The following is a 25,114-nucleotide window of genomic DNA, read 5'->3' as shown; positions in this document are numbered from 1 at the left end:
TCCACGGCATGCCCGTTGACAGTGGGCGCATGCCGTCGGAAACTCACGTTCGAGCGTAGTGAAATATTTTTCACTGGGCGAACGACTTCGGACTTCGGACAGGCTTCCACGAACCTCAGAGAGAGAAGGTGCCCGATGCGCACCACCGTCGGCATCATCGGAGCCGGCCCCGCCGGCCTCCTCCTCGCCCGGCTGCTGCACAACGCCGGCATCGACTCGGTCGTCCTGGAGAGCCGCGACCGCGCCTACGTCGAGCGGCGGCAGCGGGCCGGGATCCTTGAGCAGGGCACGGCGGACGTGCTGCGCGCGGCCGGCGCCGGGGAGCGCATGGACCGCGAGGGGCTGCGCCACGACGGCATAGAGCTGCGCTTCGACCGCCGCCGCCACCGCGTCGACTTCCCCGCCCTCACCGGTGGCCGGTCCGTGATGGTCTACGCCCAGACCGAGGTCTGCAAGGACCTCATCGCCCTCCAGCTCCGGGAGGGCGGCCCGCTGCTGTTCGAGGCGGAGGCGCTGGCCGTGGAGGACGCGGGCACGGACGCCCCGCGCGTCCGCTTCCGGCACGAGGGGCGCGAGGACGTCCTGGAGTGTGAGTACGTCGTCGGCTGTGACGGCTTCTGGGGTGTGGCCCGCAAGGCCGTCCCGGCCGGACTCACCCAGGTGTTCGAGCGGACGTACCCCTTCGGCTGGCTCGGCATCCTCGCCGACGTGCCGCCCTCGCACGACGAACTGGTCTACGCCCGGCACGACCGCGGCTTCGCCCTGCTGTCCATGCGGTCGCCGTCCGTCTCCCGCCTCTACCTCCAGGTGCCCGACGGCACGGACGCCGGGGAGTGGAGCGACGAGGACATCTGGGACGAGCTGGACCGCCGCTTCGAGACCGCCGACGACTGGCGCCTGGAACGCGGCCCGATCACCCAGAAGTCCGTCACGCCCATGCGCTCCTACGTCCACGAGCCCATGCGCCACGGCCGCCTCTTCCTCGCCGGCGACGCGGCGCACATCGTCCCGCCGACCGGGGCGAAGGGGCTGAACCTCGCCGTCGGTGACGTCGTGACGTTCGCCCGGGCCCTGACGCACCGGAAGGAGAGCGGCTCACCCGACCTGCTCGACGCCTACTCGGACACCTGCCTGCGCCGGGTCTGGCAGGCCGAGCGGTTCTCCTACGACATGACGACCCTCCTGCACGCGGCCCCCGGCGCGACCGGCTTCGAGGACCGGCTCCAGCTCGCCCGGCTGGAGCGGATCGCCTCCTCGCGGGCGGCCGAGACCGACCTGGCCGAGGGGTACACGGGCTTCCCGTTCGGCGGGTGAATGAATGAGCCCCTCCGGTGAGGGGAACATCAGAGCGGCGTAGCGTGTTGCGCAGCACGACGAGGGAAAGATCCTCCCCAAGCACTAGGGTCAATCCTTTGCCTACCTATTACTCTTGAGCCAAGGCCACGCCTGGTGGCCATGGAGGAGTGAAATGAGGAGCAGAAACCCGGTCTTCTCGCGACGGGGGTTCAGCCGCGACAACGGCTACGCGGGCTTCAACACCGCGCCGCAGGCCGGGGGTCCCGCTGTCGCCACGCAGGCCAACCCGTACGCGCAGCCGACGGGCAACCCGTACGCCCAGAACCCTTACGCCCAGCAGGACGTGCAGTACGGCGCGCCGCCGCAGGCCCCGGCCGCCACCGGCCGGATGACCATCGACGACGTCGTCCTGCGCACGGCGAGCACGCTCGGTGTGCTCATCGTCACCGCCGCCCTCTCCTGGGCGCTGCTGCCGATCGACGACGCGAACATCGGCCGGAGCTACGGCATCGGTATCGGCGCCGCGCTGATCGGCATGGTGCTGGCGTTCGTGCAGTCCTTCAAGCGCAAGGCCTCGCCCGCGCTGATCCTGACGTACGCCGCGTTCGAGGGTGTCTTCCTCGGCGTCGTGTCCAACATCGTCGACAACCGCATCGCCGACGGCGCCGCCATGCAGGCCGTGATCGGCACCATGGCGGTCTTCGCCGGTGTGCTGATCGCCTACAAGGCCGGCTGGATCCGCGTCAACCGGCGCTTCTACGGCTTCGTGATGGCGGCCGCGCTCGGCTTCATCCTGCTGATGACCGTGAACCTGCTGTTCGCGGTGTTCGGCGGCGGTGACGGCCTCGGCTTCCGCAGTGGTGCCCTGGGTGTCGTCTTCGGCATCATCGGCATCATCCTCGGCGCCTGCTTCCTCGCCCTGGACTTCAAGCAGGTCGAGGACGGCGTCGCCTACGGTGCTCCGCGCGAGGAGGCGTGGCTCGCGGCCTTCGGCCTGACGCTCACGCTGGTGTGGATCTACCTGGAGTTCCTGAGGCTCATCTCGATCCTCAACAGCAACGACTAGTTCTCGACGGTCGTAGCGCGAAGGGCCCCGGCTCCGGCCGGGGCCCTTCGTCGTCTGCCGGGCGGTGTCGTCGTGACGGCGCCGCGCCTAGAGCAGTTTGCGCGCGGCCCTCCTCAGGTCGTACTCATGGATGATCGCCTTGGCGTGGCCGTACGCGAGGTTGTGTTCGTGCCGGAGCCAGCTGACCTTTTCCTCGAAGCGGAAGAGTGCCGGGCCTTCGTCGACGGTGCGCAGCCAGTCGGAGATCTCACGACCGGTGCAATGGGGGATGCGGGCGAGCAGGTTGCGGTGGGTCTCTTCGGAGAAGACTTGGGACATCGGCGCCTCCGGACGCTGGGATGTAAGCCGGTCCTTCAGGTCACCGTGCCTGAGTGTTCGCCCGTTGGCAACAGTCCCGGTGCGACGCGTACGCTCGCGGCGTGGTTGATACGACGCCTCTGACCCGTGCGGTGGAGCACTTCGCCGATCGTTTGAGGGCTGCGCCCCAGAGCCGGCTGCAGCGGGGCGCTGCCGCTGAGGCCCTTGGGCTGGCCCGGGAGTTGGCCCGGAGGGCGCAGGTACTGGAGGGTGTTGAGCCTCGGGAGATGCCGGATGCGGGGATGTTTGCAGCGGCAGATCAGATCACCGTGGCCGGGCATGATCTGGCCGTGGTGATTCCGAGTGGTGCCGACGTCGATGAAGCGGTGCGGTTGGTGGAGGAGGCGCAGAAGCGGGCGGGGGTTTAGCGCCGTCGGCGGGTTCAGGTGGTCTTCGGTTGCTGGCGCAGTTCCCCGCGCCCCTTCGGGGCGCTTGCCTAGAGGGACGCGATGACCCGGTCGGCCAGGATGTAGACGTTCTCCTCGCCGCACTCGAACGTCAGGGTGTAGGCGCCCGAGACACCGGAGCCGCCCAGGAGGGTCGGGGTCTCGCCCGCGCGCAGGGCGGCGGACAGGCGCTCCGCCGTCTCGCGGTGGCCCGGGGTCATGCACAGCGTCGTGCCGTCGGCGAAGACGTAGACGTCAAGGGTGCCCAGGGGGCCGGGGCGGACGTCCGTGAGCTCGACGCGGGAGGAGGCCAGCTCCTCCAGGGTGGCGACGGTGCGCTCGTGGTCGTTCACGGCCGGCGAGGGGTTCGGCACGAAGTCCGGGTGGGAGGGGTGGCGGCGGCGGGCCGCGGCCAGTTCCGGGGACTCACCGACCGGTTCCTCGGTGTCCGCGCCGGACTCCGAGACCGGCTCCAGGCCCGCGAAATCGGCCTGCCGGGGCAGGAACAGATCGCTGTCGGGCAGACCCAGCAGGGACGGCGCGTCGGAGGTGTCGCGGGTCTCCTGGGCGGCCCAGAACGCCCGGGCCTCGGCGAGCTCCCGCTCCCGTTCCTCGGCGAGCGCCGCCGCGACGGCGGCACGTATCTCGTCGGTGTCGGTGGCCGTGCGGGCCGCGGGCAGCAGTGCGCGGGTGGTGGCGGCGCGGTTCTCGGCCAGCACGGTGTGCAGGGCCGCGACCTCTCGGCGCAGCTGCAGGACGGTGCGCAGGACGGCCACTCCCACGGCGCCCGTGGCGGCCGTGGTGACCAGCAACGCGATCGGCAAGGCGCTCACTGACGTACTCCCGGTTCAAAGTCGACCCCCGACTTCCTACATCAGCTTGAAGGGCGGACTAACCAGCTGTCAGTGCGTAACGTCACGAAACGGACAGAGCTTCGGTCCTGTAGGAGGGGGTGTGACTGCTGTGACCTGGGGTTCTCCCCGGGTAGAGGGAGATGGGTCACATCCTGGGTGAGATTGGATCACAAAACGGCCCAGAACCCTGGTGTTTTCCGGGTTCTGGGCCATGACCTCACGGTCGGTGCTATGGCGGCTACGGTGCGGCGATCAGCTGAGGCGCTCGATGACCATGGCCATGCCCTGGCCGCCGCCGACGCACATCGTCTCCAGGCCGAACTGCTTGTCGTGGAACTGCAGGGAGTTGATGAGCGTGGTGGTGATGCGGGCGCCGGTCATGCCGAAGGGGTGGCCGACGGCGATGGCGCCGCCGTTGACGTTCAGCTTCTCCAGCGGGATGCCCAGGTCGCGGTAGGAGGGGATCACCTGGGCGGCGAACGCCTCGTTGATCTCGACCAGGTCGATGTCGCCGATGGTCAGCCCGGCCCGCTTGAGGGCCTGCTTGCTCGCCTCGACCGGGCCGAGACCCATGATCTCGGGGGAGAGGCCGGAGACGCCGGTCGACACGATCCGGGCGAGCGGGGTGAGGCCGAGCTCGCGGGCCTTGGTGTCGGACATGATGACGAGCGCTGCGGCGCCGTCGTTCAGCGGGCAGCAGTTGCCGGCCGTGACCATGCCGTCGGGGCGGAAGACCGGCTTCAGACCCTGCACGCCCTCCAGGGTGACGCCTGCGCGCGGGCCGTCGTCCTTGGAGACGACCGTGCCGTCGGGGAGGGGCACCGGGGTGATCTCGCGCTCCCAGAAGCCGTTCTTGATGGCCTCTTCGGCGAGGTTCTGCGAGCGGACGCCGAACTCGTCCATGTCCTGGCGGGTGACGCCCTTGGCGCGGGCCAGGTTCTCGGCGGTCTGGCCCATCGCGATGTACGGGTCGGGCAGCAGGCCGTCCTCGCGCGGGTCGTGCCAGGTGGAGCCCTCGGACTGGGCGACCTCGGCGGTGCGGGCCTCGGCGTCGGCGAAGAGGGGGTTGTGCGTGTCGGGCAGGCCGTCGGAGCTGCCCTTGACGTACCGGGAGACCGTCTCCACGCCCGCCGAGATGAAGACGTCGCCCTCGCCGGCCTTGATGGCGTGCAGGGCCATGCGGGAGGTCTGCAGGGAGGAGGAGCAGTACCGGGTGACGGTGCAGCCCGGCAAGTGGTCCATGCCCATCTGCACGGCGACGATGCGGCCGAGGTTGTGGCCCTGCTCGCCGCCGGGCAGGCCGCAGCCGAGCATCAGGTCGTCGATGTCCTTCGGGTCCAGCTCGGGGACCTTGGCCAGGGCGGCCTGCACGATCGTGGCGGTGAGGTCGTCCGGGCGCATGTCCTTGAGGGAGCCCTTGGCGGCGCGGCCGATGGGGGAGCGGGCGGCTGAGACGATCACGGCTTCGGGCATCACGGCTCCATTGACGTACCGGGTGGTCTGGCTGGGCTGTCTGGGAAGTTACCCGTCCGTATGGGCTGGGTCACGGGTGTCGCGGTGTGACCCTGGCCGCAGTTTTCTAAGCGCTTGCTTTTCTTCTGCTCCGCTTTCTTCTCCTCAGCTCGACGGCGTGACAGGGGCCGGTTCCTGCTCGTGTACCCGCCGGCGCCTGCGGCGTTTCAGCAGGGCCCACGGGCCCCTCGGCCCGCTCGGCATCGCCGCGGTGACCTCCGTGCCCGCCTCCGAGGCGGCCTCCGCCGCCGCCCTGGCCACCGGCAGGAAGCCCTCGCGACGGGTCGCGTCCGGGCGCTCCTCCTCGTCCGGCCACAGGCCCAGCGCCGCGCAGACGGTCGGCAGCACCGCCATCGCCGCCGTGGCGTAGCCCTCGGCGGACGGGTGGTAGTTGTCCGGGCCGAACAGCTCGCGCGGGTTCGCGGCGAACTCGGGACCCAGCAGGTCGCCCAGGGACACGGTGCGGCCGCCCTGTTCGACGACGCCGATCGTCTGGGCGGCCGCCAGCTGGCGGGAGGCCCGTCTGGCCAGCCAGCGCAAGGGCTGCTGGACCGGCTCGATCGTGCCCAGGTCGGGGCAGGTGCCGACCACGACCTCGGCGCCGGCCGTGCGCAGCCGCCGTACCGCCGACGCCAGGTAGCGGACCGAGCGGGTCGGGGGCATGCGGTGGGTGACGTCGTTCGCGCCGACCATGATCACGCAGATGTCGGGCACGGGACCGGGTGCCGCCAGCACCAGGGCCACCTGGCGGTCCAGGTCGTCCGAACGGGCTCCCGGCGTCGCCACCGTGCGCAGCTCGACCGGGCGTTCCGCCAGCGCCGCGACGCCCGAGGCGAGCAGCGCCCCCGGGGTCTGCGAGGCGCGGTGCACGCCCTGCCCCGCGGCGGTGGAGTCGCCCAGCATCGTCAGCCGCAGCGGCGCGTCGGCGGGGGCGACGTACGTACGGCCGTACAGCCCGTCCGCGTTCGGCACATGGGGCGGCGCGCCGTTGCCCACCCGGCGCCGCGCCAGCTGCACCTCCGCCAGCAGCAGCCCCACGGCGGCCGCCCCGGCCAGACCGATCCCGCCGCCGCCGTACGCCGCGCCCGCCGCGATCCGCCGGGCCACCCGCGCCCTCGACATGCTCGTCATGCGTCGCCGCCACCTCCTCGAACCCGTACACCCAGTGCTTGCCCCGTACAGGCCGTCGCCCAATCGCAACAGCGAGTGAACGACCGTCACGGACCACCGGCAGGCCCTAGGCTGGCGGCACCACTACGACCACTTCTGCGGCAACCGGAGACAACGGTGCAGTTCCACGACTCGATGATCAGCCTCGTCGGCAACACCCCGCTGGTGAGGCTCAACAGCGTGACCAAGGGCATCAGGGCGACCGTCCTGGCCAAGGTGGAGTACTTCAATCCCGGCGGCTCCGTGAAGGACCGCATCGCCCTGCGCATGATCGAGGCGGCGGAGGAGAGCGGCGCGCTCAAGCCGGGCGGCACGATCGTCGAGCCGACCAGCGGCAACACCGGTGTCGGGCTGGCCATCGTGGCGCAGCAGAAGGGGTACAAGTGCATCTTCGTGTGCCCCGACAAGGTGAGCACCGACAAGATCAACGTGCTGCGCGCCTACGGCGCCGAGGTGGTCGTCTGCCCGACCGCCGTGGACCCCGAGCACCCGGACTCCTACTACAACGTCTCCGACCGGCTGGTGCGCGAGACGCCGGGCGCCTGGAAGCCCGACCAGTACTCCAACCCCAACAACCCGCTCTCCCACTACCACTCCACGGGCCCCGAGCTGTGGGAGCAGACGGAGGGGAAGATCACCCACTTCGTGACGGGCGTGGGCACCGGCGGCACCATCTCCGGGACCGGCCGCTACCTGAAGGAGATCAGCGACGGCAAGGTGAAGGTCATCGGCGCCGACCCGGAGGGCTCCGTCTACTCCGGCGGCTCCGGCCGCCCGTACCTCGTCGAGGGCGTCGGTGAGGACTTCTGGCCCACCGCCTACGACCGGACCGTCGCGGACGAGATCGTCGCCGTGTCCGACAAGGACTCCTTCCAGATGACCCGCCGCCTCGCCAAGGAGGAGGGCCTCCTGGTCGGCGGCTCCTGCGGCATGGCGGTCGTGGCGGCGCTGGAGGTGGCCGCGCGGCTCGACGAGGACGACGTCGTGGTGGTGCTGCTGCCGGACAGCGGCCGCGGCTACCTCAGCAAGATCTTCAACGACGAGTGGATGGCCGACTACGGCTTCCTGGAGGACTCCGGCCCCAGCGCCCGCGTCGGCGACGTCCTCAACGACAAGGAGGGCGACCGCATGCCCTCCCTCGTCCACATGCACCCGGAAGAGACGGTCGGTCAGGCCATCGAGGTGCTGCGCGAGTACGGCGTCTCCCAGATGCCGGTCGTCAAGCCGGGCGCCGGGCACCCCGACGTGATGGCCGCCGAGGTCGTCGGCTCGGTGGTGGAACGCGAGCTGCTGGACGCCCTGTTCAGCAAGAGCGCCTCGCTGGAGGACCCGCTGGAGAAGCACATGTCCGCCCCGCTGCCCCAGGTCGGCTCCGGCGAGCCGGTCGCGGACCTGATGGCCGTCCTCGGCAAGGCCGACGCGGCGATCGTCCTCGTCGAGGGCAAGCCGACCGGTGTGGTCAGCCGGCAGGACCTGCTGTCCTTCCTCGCCAGGTCCGGGAAGTAGCGGCGAACCTCCGGTGAACCGCCCGTGAACGGGGTGAACCCCCAGCGTCCGCGATCTTCGCGGACTTCGCGGAAGTGGTACGAGCGCGTCACGTTCGCGCAGCACCCGCTTAACAACGGTCCTGCACATTAGGGGGTGTCGGCAGGGCGGGAGCGGCTCCCCGCCCCGGCCGACACCGTAGGCGTCAAGGACCTCCGGAGCGGCTCCCGGACCTCCACGGACGCCACGGACGCGCAAGCCCGGCCCTGACCAGGCAAGCGTCCCTCGCGGGGACCGCCGTCGTCCCGCCCCCCGTTCACGGGGGTGCGGCGGTCCCCGCGCATCTCTCTCCCGGGTGCCTCAGCCCGTGTGGCTCGTCGCCCTTCGCCCAACTCCCGGCAGGTCGGGGACCGGGACTGCTCAGTCCCCCCTGTCCCCGCCCCGGGAGGACTTGACGCGGCGGCCGAACAGGCCCGGATTGGTGCGGGCGGCCTGGGCGACGTTCACTCCGACGATGCCGGCCCAGGCGACGGCCAGACCCGGGGTGTCCGCGATACCTCCGCCGATCGCGGACAGCGGCACCGCGAGGACGAGGGAGACGATCCCGAACCCGAAGCGCTCGCCCCAGGAGTCCGTGGCCATCGGTGCCCGGGAGTCCCGGGCGGTCTGCGTCTGCTGCTCGGCGAGCTGACGGCGCACCCGGCGCTCCACCATGCCGTCGATCCGCTGGTCGACCTTCTCCAGGAACGACTCGACCAGAGCCGACTCGTACTCCTCGCCCAGCTCCCTGCGCGTCTGCAGGGTGGCGTCGAGTTCCCTCTTCAGGTCGGTGTCCCGCGCGTCAAATCCGGTCATGCGCCCACGCTAGAAAGCGGTGACGCCGGCCGCACTGGGGCTATCCCCCCTGTCAGCACGCCACTTGAGGTAGATGGCAAAGAGCGGGTCGTGGTTGTCCGACTCAAGCACTATCCGCCCCAACTCCCCGTCCACCCACGGTGGGAGAAACTCTGCCCAGTGGATGGATCAATCCGCGTTCCGCGCGCGGCAGGGTGGGTGCGTCCCGTCCGCGTCGACCCAAGGACCCAACGCACGTGCCCAACAGTCGAATAGCCCTCTTCCTGGCGGCCGGCGCCGTCACCACGCTGGTCCCCGCGCTGGCCCCCACCACGGCATCCGCCGCGGAGAACCCCCTTCGCCCCTACCTCCAGCAGAAACCGGCCTGGCACCGCTGCGACACGGAGCTGCCCGCCTCCCTCCAGTGCGCCACGATCAAGGTGCCGCTCGACTACGCCAGACCGGGCGCCAAGAAGCTCGACCTCGCGATATCCAGGATGAGGACGAGCACCAAGGAGGAACGGCGTGGCGTACTTCTGCTCAACCCGGGTGGCCCCGGCGGGCCGGGCGTCGACATGCCGCAGTACATGGCCGAGGAGCTGCCGAAGGCCGTGAAGAACAAGTACGACCTCGTCGGCTTCGACCCGCGGGGCGTCGGTCAGAGTTCCCCCGTCGGCTGCGGCCTGACGTCCGAGGAGCGGAACTGGGAACGGCCCTACAAGGCCGAGACGTTCACCAAGGACGTGAAGTGGGCCCGGACCGTCGCCGAGAAGTGCGACAGGAAGCAGGGCGACAAGCTGCGCCACATCACCACCCGCAACACCGCCCGGGACATGGACGTCATCCGCGCGGTGCTCGGAGAGAAGAAGATCTCCTACCTCGGATACTCCTACGGCACCTACCTCGGCGCCGTCTACACGCAGATGTTCCCGAAGCGCACCGACCGCTTCGTGCTGGACAGCGCCGTCGACCCGGCCCGGATCTGGCGCGGGATGATCCAGGTCTGGGCGGAGGGCGCCGAGCCCGCCTTCACCCGATGGGCCGAGTGGACCGCCGCGCGGCACGCCACCTACAAGCTGGGCCGGACTCCCGAGGCGGTCCGCAAGACCTTCTACGGCCTGGTCGCCCAGGCCGACCGCAAGCCGATCGACCTCGACGGCACGCAGCTGACCGGTGACGACATCCGCTCCGCCCTCCGGGGCGCGTTCTTCGGCACGCGCGACGCCGCCGAGATCGTCGCCGAGCTGAAGAAGGCCGCCGCCGGAGCTCCCCCGTCCGCCGGCCGGGAGCGCAGGACGCCCGAACCCGTTCCACCGTCCTTCGGCCGGACCGTGCCCGAGGACAACGGCGACGCCTCCTTCTGGGCCGTCGTCTGCGCCGACACCCGCGCCTGGCCGCGCGATCCCGAGCAGTACCGCAAGGACGCGATCCGGGACAAGGCCAGGTACCCGCTGTACGGCGACTTCGCCTCCCACATCAAGCCGTGCGCCTTCTGGAAGAAGAGCGGCAGCGAGCCCGCCACCAGGATCGACAACAAGGTGCGCGCGCTGATCCTCCAGAACGAGTGGGACTCCCAGACGCCGCTGACCAGCGGCCAGGGCCTGCGCCGCACCATGAAGGGCTCGAAGATGGTCACGGTCGCCGGAGGTGTCGGACACGGCATCTACGGCACCAAGTCGTGCGCCGACAAGACGGCCACCACCTACCTGACCACCGGCAAGCTCCCCGCGAAGGACCTGACCTGCAAGGCTCCTCCGGCCGCGGACGAACGCAACACCCCCAGCCGGCTGCCGCTGCCGACACCCCCGGGCATCCCTGGGATGGTCAGCCGCTTCTGATCGCAGGAGTCCTCGGGAGGCCATCCGCCTGCGGGAGGCCTCCGACCGGCCCCGTGTCGCGAACGAGCCGAGTGCGCAGCCCAGTGGTCTGCCGGGAAGTCCGGTCAGATCACTCCGGTCGGCGACACGGGCTGCCGCTGCCTCTCGACGGGGCTGCCGTCCGCCCCCCCGGTTGCCGGTCTGCATATGCTCATGCAGAATCCTCAGTCACTGAATAGGCAAGGGGGAGGAGCACGTCATGAGCGTGACCGACAGCCCTGCCGCGCGGCTGCAGGCGCTCTTCGAGGGGCACCGGCTGACGCCGACCCAGCGGCGAATCGCGCACAGCATGGTGCGGCGCGCCGCTGACGTGCCGTTCCTGTCGAGCGTGGAGCTCGCCGAGCTGGCCGGGGTCAGCCAGCCTTCCGTGACCCGCTTCGCCGTCGCCCTCGGCTTCGACGGCTACCCCGCCCTGCGCCGGCACCTGCGCGAGGTCGCCCCCGCCGAACCCGTGGCGGACGCCGGGTCCTCCAACGAGTACCAGCAGGCCGTCCAGGCCGAGATCGAGAACCTGCGGCACCTGGCGGAGGCCCTGGCCGACCCCCGGCCGGTGCGGCGCGCGGGGCGCCTGCTGGCGGCCTCCCGCCCGCTCCCCGTCCTCGGCCTGCGCGCGGCGGCGGCCCAGGCGCAGGGTTTCGCCTACTTCGCCGCCAAGGTCCACCCCGACGTACGGCTCCTGGGGGAGGGCGGCACGATGCTCCAGGACCGCATCGACGCCGCCGTCCAGGCCGGGGCCACCGCACTGCTGTGCTTCGCGCTGCCCCGGCACCCCCGCGAGGTCGTCGACACCCTCGACTACGCCCGCCGGGCCGGCCTCACCGTCGTCACGGTCGCCGACTCGGCCTTCGCTCCGGTCGCCAAGGTGTCCGATCTGCTGCTGCCCGCCGCCGTCGGCACCGGCCTCGCCTTCGACACGGCCTGCTCCCCGATGCTGCTCGGCCGGGTGCTGCTGGAGGCGATGTGCGACGACCTGCCCGAGGCCCAGTCGCGCCTGGAGGAGTTCGACGCGAAGGCGGCGGCGCGGGGCCTGTTCGTCGACTGACGTCCCGCGCGGTGTTTTCTCAGATTCGTCTCACGTTGTGTGGCTAATGTGCCTGTCCTGCAACGCTCTTCAGACACTTCACTGAGCTGGACGGAGGCTGAACGTGACACGCGGAGGACAGGGGCTGGCTCGGGTGGCCGTCGTCGTACGGGCGGGAGCGGCCCCGCTGTGGTGGCTGGGTGTGTGCGCGGCGGGCATCGGCCTGCTGCCGCCGGGACTGACCGGCCGCCGCATCGGCGTCCTGGCCGGGGCGGCGCTGTTCGTCCTGGTGACGGCTGCCGTGGCGGGCGGACGCCGCAAGCGTTACGCCGCCCTGGCCGCATCGGCGCCCCGCGCCGGCAAGCACGACGTCCTGCAGGACCGTGCGGTGACCGCGCGCAACTGGCGCCGCCGCCACCGCTGGTGGCTCCTGCTCGCCTTCCTCGCGGCCCTGGCCGGCGCCTTCGCCGTGCCCGCCGCGCCCGGCATGGTCCTGTGCGGCTGCGGTGCGGGCCTGTGGCTGAAGGCGGCGTGGCTGGGACGCCGGGAGCGTGCCGACGAGGTGTTGTTGTGGGTGCGGGTGGACTGGCTGCGCGGAGGTGCGGGCAGCCCGGCAGGGAAGCCGGTCAGGGGCTACCGCAGCACCGGCATCGCGGCGGGCGACGCCGCCCCGGGCGGGGCGCGAAAGAAGACACCGGCGCTGGTGTGAGCGTCCCTGTAAGGGGCGCGGGGCCGCGTTGCATCTGCGGCTGCGCCGCGTGGGCGCGATCGGCCACGACGGGCGGAAAGCCGGCGAACTACTGAAGCTCCCACGGCGCCTGGCCGCTCAGCAGCGCATCGACCTGCGCCCCACCAGACTCTGCGACGACCTCCTCGATCGACTGCGGCTCACGTACCACCGCGAAGGCGACACGTCCCGCAGAGCCCGGCGCGAACCCGTAGATCCCCGGGCGTGCGAGCGAGTTGTAGGCATAGTGATGCGCGAAGTAGTACGCCCCCGTATCCAGCGCCGCCGCATAGTCCCCCTGCTCCAGCAACGGCATGGAACGCCCCTCCGCCAGCAGGTCCCCCGCAAAGCAGGCCGGTCCCGCGACGTCCTGCACGACATGGGGCCCGTCCTTCACCCGCCCCTTCGAGTCGTACGCCGCGATCCTCAGGGGCCAACTCCCCGGTGCGTAAACCGTCCGGGCAGCGACCTGCACCCCCGCATGCGTCACCGCCACCGCCCGCCCGCCGGAGGCCTTCGCGTACTCGACCCGCGCCACGACCGTCCCGTGCTTGGCGAGCAGTGACCGCCCGAACTCGGTGACGAGCCCGTACCGCCCGTCGAACAGCCCCGGCACCTCCTCGGTCAGCACGCGCGCGTACTGCGCGTACGTCGGGGTCGTCGCGTCCGAGGCGAAGTTCACCGGCAGTCCGCCGCCGATGTCGAGCGTGTCGATCTGCCGCCGTCCGGCCCGCCGGTTGATCTCCTCCGCCAGCGCGTACGTCTCGGCAATGCCCCGCACCATCAGGGACAGCGGGATGCCCTGGGACCCGGTGTGCGCGTGCAGCCGGGTCAGCCACGGCCGGTCCAGGAAGGCCTGTACGACCCACTCCCGCGCCCCCTCGTCGCGCAGCGCCACCCCGAACTTCGACGTCGCCGTGGCTGTGGACGTCGCCTCGATGGAGCCCCCACCGACCTGCGGATTCACCCGGATCCCGAGCGGGGAGCGGCCGGCGGAGGACCTCACCAGGCCGTCGATGCGCTCCAGCTCCTGCGGGTTGTCCGCGTTGACGGCGATGCCCAGCGCCAGCGCCTCGCGCAGCTCGGCCGGGGTCTTCGCGGGCGAGTCGAGCACCGTCATGGCCGCCGGCACGCCCGCGGCCCGGGCCAGCGCCAGCTCACCCGGGCTCGCCACCTCCGCGCCGACGCCCTCCTCGCGCAGCAGCCGCAGCACCGGCACCAGCGGGGTCGCCTTCACCGCGAAGGCGTGCAGCACGGGCGTGCCCGGCGCCACCACCGCGTCGAACGCCGCGCGCAGCTCCGCCGCCGACTCCCGGATCCCGGTGACGTCGAGCAGTCCGACGATCGGACTGCCGGGCCCGAGCAGGCCCTGCTCCACGGCGGCCCGCACCGCCTCGTCCCGCCGGGCCGCCCGCCCGGCTCCCGAGTCGTCTGCCTGAATGTCGTCATCCATGCATCCAGCCAAACACCCACGGCACCGCCACGCGGAGCCCCGGACGTATTGACTAGCCCTATTCAGAGGTTCAGGATGTGAATAACCGCAGCAACAATCCGCCGGGAGCACCCACCAGGAGGCAGACCATGTCAGGACCACGCGCCGTCCGGGCACCGCGCGGCACGGAACCGAGCGCCCTGGGATGGCAGCAGGAAGCCGCCCTGCGGATGCTGCAGAACAACCTCGACCCGGAGGTCGCCGAGCACCCCGACCAGCTCGTCGTCTACGGCGGCACCGGCAAGGCGGCGCGCGACTGGCGCTCCTTCGACGCGATGGTCCGGACGCTGCGGACCCTCAAGCAGGACGAGACCATGCTCGTCCAGTCCGGCCGCCCCGTCGGCGTCATGCAGACCCACGAGTGGGCCCCGCGCGTCCTCATCGCCAACTCCAACCTGGTCGGCGACTGGGCGAACTGGGAGGAGTTCCGCCGGCTCGAACAGCTGGGCCTGACCATGTACGGGCAGATGACCGCCGGTTCATGGATCTACATCGGCACCCAGGGCATCCTCCAGGGCACCTACGAGACCTTCGCCGCCGTCGCCGCCAAGCGGTTCGGCGGCTCCCTCGCCGGGACGATCACCCTCACCGCCGGTCTCGGCGGCATGGGCGGCGCCCAGCCGCTCGCCGTCACCATGAACGACGGTGTGGCCATCTGCATCGACTGCGACCCGCGCGCCATCGAGCGGCGCATCGAGCACCGGTACCTGGACGTGCGGGCCGACTCGCTCGACCACGCCCTGCGGCTGGCCGTCGAGGCGCGTGACGCCCGCCGCCCGCTGTCGATCGGTGTCCTCGGCAACGCCGCCGAGCTGCTGCCGAAGCTGCTCGCCATGGGCGCCCCGATCGACATCGTCACCGACCAGACCTCCGCCCACGACCCGCTGGCCTACCTGCCCCTCGGCACCGCCTTCGAGGACATGGCCGACGCCGCGGCCAAGGACCCGGCCGGTTTCACCACCCGCGCCCGGGAGTCCATGGCCCGGCACGTCGAGGCCATGGTCGGCTTCATGGACGCCGGCGCCGAGGTCTTCGACTACGGCAACTCCATCCGCGGCGAGGCGCGACTCGCCGGATACGACCGGGCCTTCGCCTTCCCCGGCTTCGTCCCCGCCTACATCCGCCCGCTGTTCTGCGAGGGCAAGGGCCCCTTCCGCTGGGCGGCCCTCTCGGGTGACCCGGCCGACATCGCCAAGACCGACAAGGCGATCCTCGACCTCTTCCCGCGGAACGAGTCCCTCGCCCGGTGGATCAGGATGGCGGGCGAGCGCGTGCACTTCCAGGGCCTGCCCGCCCGCATCTGCTGGCTCGGCTACGGCGAGCGGGACAAGGCCGGCGAGCGCTTCAACGACATGGTCGCGAGCGGCGAGCTCGCCGCGCCCCTGGCCATCGGCCGCGACCACCTCGACTGCGGATCCGTCGCCTCGCCCTACCGCGAGACCGAGGCCATGCTCGACGGGTCCGACGCGATCGCCGACTGGCCGCTGCTGAACGCCATGGTGAACGTGGCGTCGGGCGCCTCCTGGGTGTCGATCCACCACGGCGGTGGCGTGGGCATGGGGCGGTCCATCCACGCCGGGCAGGTGACGGTGGCCGACGGTACGAAGCTCGGCGGGGAGAAGATCCGCCGGGTGCTCACCAACGACCCCGGCATGGGCGTCATCCGGCACGTGGACGCGGGCTACGACATCGCGGAGTCGGTCGCCGACGAGCGCGGTGTCCGGGTCCCGATGCGTGAAGGTGACGAGGCGTGACCTTCCACAGCATGTGGGCGGAGCTGCTGCCGATCGGCCGCAGCTCCGCCTCCGGCGGCTACCGCCGCTTCGCCTGGACCGGGGCCGACCGCGAGTGCCGGGCCTGGTTCCAGGAGCAGGCGCAGACCCGCGGACTGGCCTACGAGGTCGACCGCAACGGCAACCAGTGGGCCTGGCTCGGGGACCCCGCCGCCGGGGACGCCGTCGTCACCGGCTCGCACCTCGACTCCGTGCCCGACGGGGGCGCCTTCGACGGGCCCCTCGGTGTCGTGTCCGCCTTCGCCGCGCTCGACGAACTGCGCGCAAGAGGCGCGGACTTCACCAAGCCGCTCGCTGTCGTCAACTTCGGCGACGAGGAGGGCGCCCGCTTCGGCCTCGCCTGTGTCGGCTCCCGGCTCACCGCCGGGCAGCTCACCCGCGAGCAGGCGCACCGGCTCACCGACGGCGACGGCGTGACCCTGCCGCGTGCCATGGAGGCCGCCGGACACGACCCCGACACCCTCGGCCCCGACCCCGAGCGCCTCGCCCGCATCGGCGCCTTCGTGGAACTGCACGTCGAACAGGGCCGGGCCCTGGACCTGTCCGGCGACCGGGTCGGCATCGCCAGCGCCATCTGGCCGCACGGCCGGTGGCGGTTCGATTTCCGGGGCGAGGCCAACCACGCCGGCACCACCCGGCTCGCCGACCGTCGCGACCCCATGCTGTCCTATGCCGAGACCGTCCTCGCCGCCCGCCGCGAGGCCGAACTCGCCGGTGCCGTCGCCACCTTCGGCAAGATCGCCGTCGAGCCCAACGGCGTCAACGCGATCCCCTCCCTGGTGCGCGGCTGGCTCGACTCCCGTGCCGAGGACCAGGACCGGCTGGACGCCGTGGTCGCCGGCATCGAGAAGGCCGCCGGGGAGTACGCCGCCGCCCACGGCGTCGACCTCGACGTCCACCGGGAGTCGTTCACCCCCGTCGTCGAGTTCGACCACGCCCTGCGCGACGAACTCGCCCGCATCCTCGGCAAGGACACCGGCCTCACCGTCCCCGTCCTCGGCACCGGCGCCGGACACGACGCCGGGATCCTGTCCGGGAGCATCCCGACCGCCATGCTGTTCGTGCGCAACCCCACCGGCGTCTCCCACTCCCCGGCCGAGTCCGCGACCGAGGACGACTGCGTGGCCGGGGTCGCCGCCCTCGCCGACGTACTGGAAGGACTGGCCTGCCGGTGACATCGAAGACCTACTGGCTGGAACACGCCTGGCTCGGCACACACGTCGAGCCAGGCGTGACCCTCGAGGTCCGAGACGGCCGCATCACCGCCGTCCGCCCGGACGCCGACACACCACCCTCGGGCGCCGAGGTCCTGCGCGGACTCACCCTCCCCGGCCTCGCCAACGCCCACTCCCACGCCTTCCACCGCGCCCTGCGCGGCACCGCCCAGGTCGGCTCCGGGACCTTCTGGACCTGGCGCGAGGTCATGTACGCCACGGCCGCCCGGCTCACCCCGGACACCTACCACGCCCTGGCCCGCGCCGTGTACGCCGAGATGGCCCTGGCCGGCGTCACGGCGGTCGGCGAGTTCCACTACGTCCACCACGCCCCCGGCGGCACCCACTACGCCGACCCCAACGCGATGGGCGAGGCCCTCATCGCGGCCGCCGCCGAAGCCGGCATCCGCATCACCCTCCTCGACACCGCCTACCTCTCCTCCGGCTTCGGGCAGCCGCCCACCGCCCACCAGCTCCGCTTCTCCGACGGCACGGCGGACTCCTGGGCGGAACGCTGTTCAGTTCTCAAGGAACGGGATCACGCGCGGATCGGAGCGGCCGTCCACTCCGTACGGGCCGTGCCCGCCGACCAGCTGGCGACCGTGGCGCGGTGGGCCGAGGAGCGGCGGGCCCCGCTCCATGTGCACCTCTCCGAGCAGACCGCCGAGAACGAGGCGTGCCTGGAGATCCACGGCTGCACCCCGACGCAGCTCCTCGCCCTGCACGGTGTGCTCGGGCCGCGCACCACCGGCGTCCACAACACCCACCTCACCGCCGAGGACATCTCCCTCATCGGCGGCAGCGGCACCGGCACCTGCATGTGCCCGACCACCGAGCGCGACCTGGCGGACGGCATCGGACCGGCCGTCGCCCTCCAGAACGAGGGCTCCCCGCTCTCCCTCGGCTCCGACAGCCACGCCGTGATCGACCTGTTCGAAGAGGCCCGGGCCATGGAGCTGAACGAGCGGCTGCGCACCCGGACCCGAGGCCACTGGACGGCGGCCGCACTGCTGCGGGCGGCCTCGGCGGACGGGCACGCCGCCCTCGGCTGGGCGGACGCCGGCGCCCTGGAGCCCGGCGCGCTCGCCGACTTCACGACGATCGCGCTCGACTCGGTCAGAACGGCTGGGCCGCTTCCGCGGCTCGGGGCCGAGACGGCCGTATTCGCCGCGTCGGCAGCAGACGTGTCGCATACGGTCGTGGCAGGCCGGCACGTCGTACGGGACGGGACGCACTCCCTCGTACCGGATGTGCCTCGGGCCCTCGCGGACGCCCTCGCAGTCCTGCGCGGATGATCCGGGACCACCCACCCGCGCGGCCCCCCTCCGACCCCGAATCCGAACCGACCGCCGACCAGGCCACCAAGGACGCCATGAGCAACGCGACGACCGTCAGCCCCGCCCGCTCCGCGAGCACCGCAAGCACGCTCATCACCAACATCGCCGCCCTGGTCACCAACGACCCCCACTCCGGTGACGGATCACCCCTCGGACTGATCCAGGACGCGGCCGTCGTCTTCGAGGGCGACCGCATCGCGTGGACCGGTGATCAAAGCAAAGCACCCGCCACTGACAATCGGGTCGACGCGGGCGGCCGGGCGGTCGTCCCCGGTTTCGTCGACAGCCACTCCCACCTGGTCTTCGCGGGCGACCGGACACAGGAGTTCAACGCCCGTATGTCGGGCCGGCCGTACAGCGCGGGAGGCATCCGCACCACGGTCGCGGCCACGCGGGCGGCCGGCGACGAGGAACTCGAAGCCAACGTCACCCGTTACCTCGCCGAAGCCCTCCGCCAGGGCACCACCACCTTCGAGACGAAGTCCGGCTACGGCCTCACCGCCCACGACGAGTCCCGAGCGCTGCGCATCGCCGCCCGCCACACCGACGAAGTCACCTTCCTCGGCGCCCACATCGTCGCCCCCGAGTTCGCCGAGGACCCGGCCGGCTACGTCGCCCTGGTCACCGGCGAGATGCTCGACGCCTGCGCACCTCACGCCCGCTGGATCGACGTCTTCTGCGAGAAGGGCGCCTTCGACGGCGACCAGGCCCGCGCGATCCTCACCGCGGGCAAGGCGCGCGGCCTGCACCCCCGGGTCCACGCCAACCAGCTCTCGTACGGGCCGGGCGTGCGGCTCGCCGTCGAACTCGACGCGGCCAGCGCCGACCACTGCACCCACCTGACCGACGCGGACGTGGACGCCCTGGCGAACAGCCGGACGGTCGCCACGCTCCTCCCCGGCGCGGAGTTCTCCACCCGCGCCGAGTGGCCGGACGCCCGCCGCCTCCTCGACGCGGGCGTCACCGTGGCGCTCTCCACCGACTGCAACCCCGGCTCGTCCTTCACCTCTTCCGTCCCGTTCTGCATCGCGCTCGCCGTACGGGACATGGGCATGACCCCTGATGAGGCGGTGTGGGCGGCCACGGCGGGCGGGGCGGCCGCGCTCCGGCGCGACGACATCGGCCGCCTCACCCCGGGCACGTACGCCGACCTGACGCTCCTCGACGCCCCGAGCCATGTGCACCTGGCCTACCGGCCCGGCGTTCCGCTCGTCAGCGGGGTGTGGCGGCGCGGAGAGCGCGTAGTGTGACCAGCGGCTCCGCGACAACGCGGTGTCGCGCCGGGACGACCGGCGCCACGGGGAGGCGGGGACGGATGGCCAGGCACTGGTCGGCACCGCTCCTGGTGAACCTGCTGCTCGGGATCCCGGGCGTGGTGCCGTACTGGCTGCTGTGGTACCTCGCGGTGAACTGGCCGCTCGCCGAGCTGGGCTGGACCGTGCGGGAACCGACCGAGAACGACGGCATGGCCCTGTGGCTCCTGATCGTCGTCCCCGTGGTCACGCTGTACGGCCTGATCTGGTGGCTCGCCAACCTGCCGCTCCGGCGCCGGACGTCACTCGCTCCGCGCACCTACTGGCTGCTGAGCCTGGCGGCCCCGCTCGTCCCGACGACCGCGCTGGTCCTCAACTCCTGAGCGTCCCCTCACGGCACGCGCCTGGGGGGCGGGCCCTGAGGCCCGCCCCCGAAGGACACGATCACCCGGTGAGGATCACTCGTCGACGGTCAGCCCCTTGCGCAGCCGCACCAGCGTCCGCGACAGCAGACGCGACACGTGCATCTGGGAGATGCCCAGTTCCTCGCCGATCTCCGACTGGGTCATGCCCGCGACGAAGCGCAGCGACAGGATCTTCCGGTCGCGCGGCGGGAGTTCCGCGATCAGCGGCTTCAACGACTCGACGTACTCGATGCCTTCGAGCCCGTGGTCCTCGTAGCCGATGCGGTCCGCGAGCGCGCCCTCGGAGTCGTCCTCCTCCGGCTGGGCGTCCAGCGAGGAGGCGGTGTAGGCGTTCGACGCGGCCATGCCCTCGACGACCTCGTCGTTGGAGATGCCCAGCCGCTCGGCCAGTTCGGCCACCGTCGGGGCCCGGTCGAGCTTCTGGGCCAGCTCGTCACCGGCCTTGGCCAGGTCGAGCCGGAGCTCCTGGAGCCGCCGCGGAACGCGCACGGACCACGAGGTGTCACGGAAGAAGCGCTTGATCTCGCCGACGATGGTCGGCATCGCGAACGTGGGGAACTCGACACCCCGGGAAAGTTCGAAGCGGTCGATCGCCTTGATCAGGCCGATGGTGCCGACCTGGATGATGTCCTCCATCGGCTCGCTGCGGGAGCGGAACCGGGAGGCGGCGAACTTGACCAGCGCGAGGTTCAGTTCGACGAGCGTGTTGCGGACGTACGAGTACTCGTGCGTGCCTTCCTCCAGCGCCTCCAGGCGCTCGAAGAGGGTCTTGGACAGAGCCCGTGCGTCGACCGCGTCGACTTCCTCGTACGGGGGAATGTCCGGAAGTCCGGCGAGAAGCGTGTCCTGTGTGACGAGCATCTCGTCCTGCTCGATGGGATCCAGATGTTCCGGAGGGGGTGTCGACGTCGCTTTGTGGGTACGCGATCCGTCGAGCCGGGGTGACATGATGTCCTCCATCGTTCTCGGCATATGGCTGCCGGGGCCAGTACGTGCACTGCGGTGTGCGGCGCCTCCAAAGCCGGCCGTGTCGGTTACGTGTCCTTACTAGGCCTACCCGCTTTCCGGAGCCCACCGCAAGTGCGTTCTGTAGGCATATGTCCGTTTGTGTGCGGTTGTTCGGGTGTCGGAGTGCGTCAGGAAGGCGTAGTGTTCGAGGGCGTCAGCAACAGCCACGAGGTCGGGAGAGAGAGACGGCATGGACCGCGGGACGGTCGGCAGCGCACAGTCTGGCCGGCTTCTGGTCGAGGTGCGGGAAGAGGGCTCTAGTGCCGTCGTGACCCCGGCGGGTGAATTGGATCACCACACCGCCGATCTGTTGCGCGAGCCGCTCGAGGACTGCCTCGCCAAGGGTTTCAAGCGCCTGGTGATCGACTGCGCGCGCCTGGAGTTCTGCGACTCGACGGGGCTCAACGTGCTCCTCGGGGCGCGACTGAAGGCCGAGGCCGCCGGTGGAGGTGTGACGCTCGCCGGAATGCAGCCCGTAGTGGCACGTGTGTTCGAGATTACGGGCGCGGATGCGGTCTTCAGTGTCCATGACACGCTCGAGGCGGCGCTGGCCGACGAGTCGGGCTGACCGGCGGTGCGTCGGCGCGCCGAGCCTCGGCCATCCCTCTGTGACCGGTGTCCCACCCCCCTCATGCGCTCTGTGCGGAATACAGGGGTGTTCTGCCGGTCCGCCCGGGCAGGAGACATCCTGAACCTGTCGGCTGCCGGGGTGGCGGGGGCGCCGTGAAACCGACGTGCCGCCCACTGCGTACTGACTGTGTACTGACGTTTTTCCATCGTGAACTGGTGAATCGGTGAGGTGAAGCGCTGATGAGCACCACCCGGCCCTACTCGCCGGGCGACCGCGGGCCGGAGCCCAGCGGCGCTTCCGGGGCGTCCGAGGGTGGAGTACCGGCGGCCGGTGCGTCCGGCGAGGGCGTGGCCGCGCCGTCCGGAGCCGCGGCGCCGCCGGGGGGCCGGCAGGTGCGCCGGCTGAGCTTCGACGAGGAGAGCGGTGTCGTTCCGCTCGCCCGCGACTTCACCCGCCAGGCGCTGTACGCGTGGGGCTGGCTGCCGGCCGCCTCCGCTGATCAGCGGGCCGCCGCCGAGGACGTGCTGCTCGTCGTCTCCGAGCTGGTCACCAATGCCTGCCTGCACGCCGGAGGGCCGGACCAGCTGTTCATCACCTGCGACAACAAGGTGATCCGCATCGAGGTCGCCGACCGCGGCACGGGCCAGCCGGCACCTCGCACGCCGCACCGCGCGGGCCGGCCGGGCGGGCACGGCATGTTCATCGTCCAGCGACTGTGCCTCGACTGGGGCGTCGTCCGCACGCCGGGAGTGGCCGGCAAGACGGTGTGGGCGGAGCTGGGCGCTCCCGCGTGATCGGATGGGGAGCCGTATAAGTTCCCTTTCCGGGGCCGCCCGGGCTCGGCCCCAGGCCCACCCCTGTCCCCCTCCGGCCCCCCGGGTTCCCCCAGGCCCTCGCGGCAACCGGCCCGGCCGATGAACCACCGGGCCTCCTGACTGCCGCCCTGGCCCCTCTCGCTGCCCGTCGGCTCATGCCTCGCCGGGCCTGTCCCTGCTCAGGCCGGCCGATGCCGCCCGGCATTCTCGGTGGCCACCGCCTCGGCTGTCCGGGTGACGACCCCACGGAACGCCCGCCGCGCATCCCCTCGCGCATCACTCACGCCCACGCAGGACGCCGCAGATCCGGCCCGCACCATGTCTTCCCTCCTCAAGGCCCCAGGCGTACCTTGACGGCTCGATCTGATGTGCCGTCAGGAAAAGGAAGGGGAGCGGCACCGTGTCGTACCGGAATCGAACCGCCGCGCTCGCGTCCGCCGTGGCCCTGGCCGGCTCGGCGGTGTTGATGGCCGCCCCCATGGCCCGGGCCGAGGTCGTCGACGTCAACTACCAGTGCAAGACGCCGATCGGCGACAAGAGCGCCGTCTCGCCCATCGACATCAAGAGCGTCAAGAACGGCAACGGCTACCGGATCACCATGTCCTGGCAGAAGGGCGTCTCCTCCAGCCCGGTCGAACTGGGCAAGGGCGCCATGACACCGAGTGCCACCATCGCCCTGGGCGGCGCCGCCAGCGGCACCCTGACGGTGACCGGCCCCGCCAATGACGCCGCCATTCCGGCCAACACCCCGATCAAGATCAACGACCTGAGCGGGACGTACACGCCGAAGAAGAGCGGCAAGGTCACCTTCACGGCCGGCGTGCTCACCATCAAGGCGCTCGGCACGACGACCACCTGCACCCCGACGAACGACCCGGGCCCCTCACTGGCCCTGGACGTCACGGCCGCGAGCGGCGGCACCACCACCGGCTCCACTCCGGGCGGCGGCTCGGGCTCCGGATCCGACGGCGGCGCCGAGCTCCCGCAGACCGGCCCCGAGGACTCGGCCGTCGCCCTCGGCACACTCGGCGGAACCGTCCTGCTCGTGGGCGCGGCGGGCGCGCTGTGGCTGACACGGCGCCATGGGGGTGCCGGGGAAACCCGCTGAGGCCGGCCCGGGACAGGGCACCGGCGACTGCTGAAGCCGCCGGGCGACACGTCCGCCCCGAGGACGGCAGCCGGAGCCGCTGATGTCACAGGCCCACCCGATGGGCGGCTCGTGCCGCCGGGCTTCGAACCGCCTGCCGGGACGGTTGCCCGGGCGGCCGATGCCGTAGGCCGAGCGGGTGTCGCTGAGCGCGCCCGCCGTGGGCATGCCCGACGACCGCTGACCCGCTGACGCCGTTCGCACGCTCACCGGAGGGCGTGCGGCCCGCCGGTGCGATCCGCACGTCCGCCCCGACCGCTGGAGCAGCCGATGCCCTGCGCAGCCCGTGTGTCCCACCTGTCGCTGCCGGTCCTGCTGGCGCTCCTGCTGGGTCTCGCCGGGGCCGGGGCCGTCCAGGGGGCGGACCGGCCCGTCGTCGAGGTTTCCAAGGAGCAGGCCGGGACGGGCGGTTCGGTCACCGTCACCGGCAGCGGCTGGCGGCCACGAGCCGTCCTGACGTTGCTGGTCTGCGGGCAGGCCGAGCCGTCCCGGGGCGTGACCGGCGGTACCAACTCCTGCGCCAACGCCGACGGCCGGGCCGTCACCACCGACGCCGAGGGGCGCTTCCGCCGCGAACTGCCCGTCGTGGAGCCGCCCGTGCCGTGCCCCTGCGTGGTGCACGTGGAGACGGCGACGGGGGCCAAGGCCGAAACCGACACGGCCTTTCAGGTCGCCGGGCACGCGGTCGAGCCGCTGCCCGCGGACCGGGCGGGCGGTCGGCTGTCCCTGCTCGCGGACACCCGGCTGCGCGGCGCGGACGGGCTGCTGACCTGGTTCGGCTCCCCGCCCGCCAGGACCCTCGAGGTCACCGTCGGCAACGTCGGGACGTCCCCCGTGAAGGACCCCGTCTTCCAGGTCGGCACCTCCCACGGCGTGTTCGCCCCGCAGTGGCAGGACCAGCGGTGGCGCGGCACGATCCGGCCCGGCGGGAAGGCGCGGATCGAGCTTCCCGTGGCGCTCGCGGGTGGGGCGCACGGCGACTACACCGTGTCCCTGAAGTACGGCGGCAAGATCCTCGCCGAGCACCCCTGGGGCGTGGGCCGCCCGTGGGGCGTCACCCTGTTCTGGGGCCTCGTCCTGCTGGTCGTACCGGCGGCGCTGATCCGCGCGGGCCTGGCCGTCGTGGACCACGTACGCCCCCGCCATCCCGGTCACGCGGCCCGCCGGCCCCACCGCCCACGCCGGCCCGCCACCACGCACAGCCCATCGAGCTCGCCTGGGCCTGCGGCCTCGCGCAGCCCATCGGCCTCGCCCAGGCCCCCGGCATCGTCTGGGCCTGCGGCCTCGCGTAGTCCATCGGCCTCGTCTGGGCCTGCGGCCTCGTCTGGGCCTACCGACTCGCCTGGGCTCCCGGCCTCGTCTGAGCCTGCCGACTCGCCTGGGCCTGCGGCCTCGCACAGCCCATCGGCCTCGCCCGGGCCTACCGCCCCGCCTGGGCCCCCGGCCCCGCCCGGGCCCCCGGCCCCGCCCGGGC

23 protein-coding genes are annotated in these 25,114 nt (G+C 71.8%); 16 read left to right on the top strand and 7 right to left on the bottom strand.

All coding sequences use genetic code 11. The features are described from left to right. Positions 1-135 precede the first annotated feature (135 nt). Positions 136-1,314, top strand: a complete 1,179-nt coding sequence (locus IE97_RS0120700) for a 4-hydroxybenzoate 3-monooxygenase (RefSeq protein ID WP_030242641.1) — start codon at positions 136-138, stop codon at positions 1,312-1,314. Between the two features lie 154 nt (positions 1,315-1,468). Next, the gene (locus tag IE97_RS0120695) at positions 1,469-2,362 is read left to right on the top strand and encodes a Bax inhibitor-1/YccA family membrane protein (protein ID WP_030242639.1); all 894 of its coding nucleotides are present in this window, start codon (positions 1,469-1,471) and stop codon (positions 2,360-2,362) included. Between the two features lie 87 nt (positions 2,363-2,449). On the opposite strand, the gene IE97_RS0120690 is transcribed toward IE97_RS0120695, so the two are convergent. Beyond that, the gene (locus IE97_RS0120690; protein WP_030242638.1) at positions 2,450-2,680 is read right to left on the bottom strand and encodes a DUF4287 domain-containing protein; all 231 of its coding nucleotides are present in this window, start codon (positions 2,678-2,680) and stop codon (positions 2,450-2,452) included. A gap of 101 nt (positions 2,681-2,781) precedes the next feature. Between IE97_RS0120690 and IE97_RS0120685 the strand changes: the two genes are divergently transcribed. Then, positions 2,782-3,087, top strand: coding sequence for a hypothetical protein (locus tag IE97_RS0120685; protein ID WP_030242636.1), 306 nt, complete (start codon positions 2,782-2,784; stop codon positions 3,085-3,087). Between the two features lie 68 nt (positions 3,088-3,155). Here IE97_RS0120685 and IE97_RS0120680 read toward each other — a convergent pair whose 3' ends face one another. From IE97_RS0120680 to IE97_RS0120670, 3 genes are all read right to left on the bottom strand, one after another. Then, the gene (locus IE97_RS0120680; protein ID WP_030242633.1) at positions 3,156-3,938 is read right to left on the bottom strand and encodes a hypothetical protein; all 783 of its coding nucleotides are present in this window, start codon (positions 3,936-3,938) and stop codon (positions 3,156-3,158) included. Positions 3,939-4,211: 273 nt separating this feature from the next. Beyond that, entirely contained in the window at positions 4,212-5,432 is a 1,221-nt protein-coding gene (locus IE97_RS0120675) for an acetyl-CoA C-acetyltransferase (RefSeq protein WP_030242630.1), read from the bottom strand. A gap of 144 nt (positions 5,433-5,576) precedes the next feature. After that, positions 5,577-6,602, bottom strand: coding sequence for an SGNH/GDSL hydrolase family protein (locus tag IE97_RS0120670; RefSeq protein WP_030242627.1), 1,026 nt, complete (start codon positions 6,600-6,602; stop codon positions 5,577-5,579). Between the two features lie 156 nt (positions 6,603-6,758). On the opposite strand from IE97_RS0120670, the gene IE97_RS0120665 reads away from it, so the two are divergent. After that, positions 6,759-8,147 (top strand): cystathionine beta-synthase, encoded by a 1,389-nt coding sequence (locus IE97_RS0120665; RefSeq protein WP_030242624.1) that lies wholly within the window; start codon positions 6,759-6,761, stop codon positions 8,145-8,147. 399 nt (positions 8,148-8,546) lie between these two features. Here IE97_RS0120665 and IE97_RS0120660 read toward each other — a convergent pair whose 3' ends face one another. Further along, positions 8,547-8,981: a membrane protein gene (locus IE97_RS0120660; protein ID WP_030242619.1), complete on the bottom strand. Its 435-nt coding sequence runs from the start codon at positions 8,979-8,981 to the stop codon at positions 8,547-8,549. Positions 8,982-9,217: 236 nt separating this feature from the next. Between IE97_RS0120660 and IE97_RS0120650 the strand changes: the two genes are divergently transcribed. From IE97_RS0120650 to IE97_RS0120640, 3 genes are all read left to right on the top strand, one after another. Then, a complete protein-coding gene (locus tag IE97_RS0120650) occupies positions 9,218-10,798 on the top strand; it encodes an alpha/beta hydrolase (RefSeq protein WP_030242616.1) in 1,581 nt (526 codons plus the stop codon). A gap of 238 nt (positions 10,799-11,036) precedes the next feature. Then, positions 11,037-11,879: a MurR/RpiR family transcriptional regulator gene (locus IE97_RS0120645; protein ID WP_030242613.1), complete on the top strand. Its 843-nt coding sequence runs from the start codon at positions 11,037-11,039 to the stop codon at positions 11,877-11,879. A 103-nt stretch (positions 11,880-11,982) separates the two neighbouring features. Next, positions 11,983-12,567, top strand: a complete 585-nt coding sequence (locus tag IE97_RS0120640; protein ID WP_030242610.1) for a hypothetical protein — start codon at positions 11,983-11,985, stop codon at positions 12,565-12,567. Positions 12,568-12,655: 88 nt separating this feature from the next. On the opposite strand, the gene IE97_RS0120635 is transcribed toward IE97_RS0120640, so the two are convergent. Then, positions 12,656-14,038: a diaminopimelate decarboxylase gene (locus IE97_RS0120635; RefSeq protein ID WP_037834109.1), complete on the bottom strand. Its 1,383-nt coding sequence runs from the start codon at positions 14,036-14,038 to the stop codon at positions 12,656-12,658. A gap of 128 nt (positions 14,039-14,166) precedes the next feature. Between IE97_RS0120635 and hutU the strand changes: the two genes are divergently transcribed. From hutU to IE97_RS0120610, 5 genes are all read left to right on the top strand, one after another. After that, entirely contained in the window at positions 14,167-15,831 is a 1,665-nt protein-coding gene (hutU, locus tag IE97_RS0120630; protein ID WP_030242605.1) for a urocanate hydratase, read from the top strand. Further along, positions 15,828-17,045 (top strand): allantoate amidohydrolase, encoded by a 1,218-nt coding sequence (locus IE97_RS0120625; protein WP_030242601.1) that lies wholly within the window; start codon positions 15,828-15,830, stop codon positions 17,043-17,045. Before hutU ends, IE97_RS0120625 begins: the two co-directional genes overlap by 4 nt. Then, positions 17,042-18,379 (top strand): formimidoylglutamate deiminase, encoded by a 1,338-nt coding sequence (locus tag IE97_RS0120620; protein ID WP_030242599.1) that lies wholly within the window; start codon positions 17,042-17,044, stop codon positions 18,377-18,379. Before IE97_RS0120625 ends, IE97_RS0120620 begins: the two co-directional genes overlap by 4 nt. After that, positions 18,376-19,671, top strand: coding sequence for an imidazolonepropionase (gene hutI / locus IE97_RS0120615; RefSeq protein WP_030242594.1), 1,296 nt, complete (start codon positions 18,376-18,378; stop codon positions 19,669-19,671). The genes IE97_RS0120620 and hutI overlap by 4 nt, the downstream gene beginning before the upstream one ends. A 65-nt stretch (positions 19,672-19,736) precedes the next feature. Then, positions 19,737-20,057, top strand: a complete 321-nt coding sequence (locus IE97_RS0120610) for a hypothetical protein (protein WP_030242592.1) — start codon at positions 19,737-19,739, stop codon at positions 20,055-20,057. A 75-nt stretch (positions 20,058-20,132) separates the two neighbouring features. Here IE97_RS0120610 and IE97_RS0120605 read toward each other — a convergent pair whose 3' ends face one another. After that, positions 20,133-21,059, bottom strand: a complete 927-nt coding sequence (locus IE97_RS0120605) for an RNA polymerase sigma factor SigF (protein WP_030242589.1) — start codon at positions 21,057-21,059, stop codon at positions 20,133-20,135. A gap of 238 nt (positions 21,060-21,297) precedes the next feature. Here IE97_RS0120605 and IE97_RS0120600 point away from each other — a divergent pair, with 238 nt between their 5' ends. The 4 genes from IE97_RS0120600 to IE97_RS0120585 form a co-directional block, all read left to right on the top strand. Continuing rightward, on the top strand, positions 21,298-21,675 hold the full coding sequence (locus IE97_RS0120600) for an STAS domain-containing protein (RefSeq protein WP_030242586.1): 378 nt from the start codon (positions 21,298-21,300) through the stop codon (positions 21,673-21,675). A gap of 242 nt (positions 21,676-21,917) precedes the next feature. Then, positions 21,918-22,472, top strand: a complete 555-nt coding sequence (locus IE97_RS0120595) for an ATP-binding protein (RefSeq protein WP_030242583.1) — start codon at positions 21,918-21,920, stop codon at positions 22,470-22,472. A gap of 421 nt (positions 22,473-22,893) precedes the next feature. Further along, complete coding sequence (locus tag IE97_RS0120590) at positions 22,894-23,601, top strand: LPXTG cell wall anchor domain-containing protein (RefSeq protein ID WP_030242580.1); 708 nt, start codon at positions 22,894-22,896, stop codon at positions 23,599-23,601. 309 nt (positions 23,602-23,910) lie between these two features. Beyond that, positions 23,911-25,114, top strand: a 1,204-nt coding sequence (locus tag IE97_RS0120585) for a hypothetical protein (RefSeq protein ID WP_234331843.1), incomplete at its 3' end; no start/stop codon positions are given.

Source organism: Streptomyces sp. NRRL S-455 (assembly GCF_000717875.1).
GTDB lineage: Bacteria > Actinomycetota > Actinomycetes > Streptomycetales > Streptomycetaceae > Streptomyces.
Note: the sequence above shows the minus strand (reverse complement) of the source record. Positions and strands in the feature narration are given on the sequence as shown.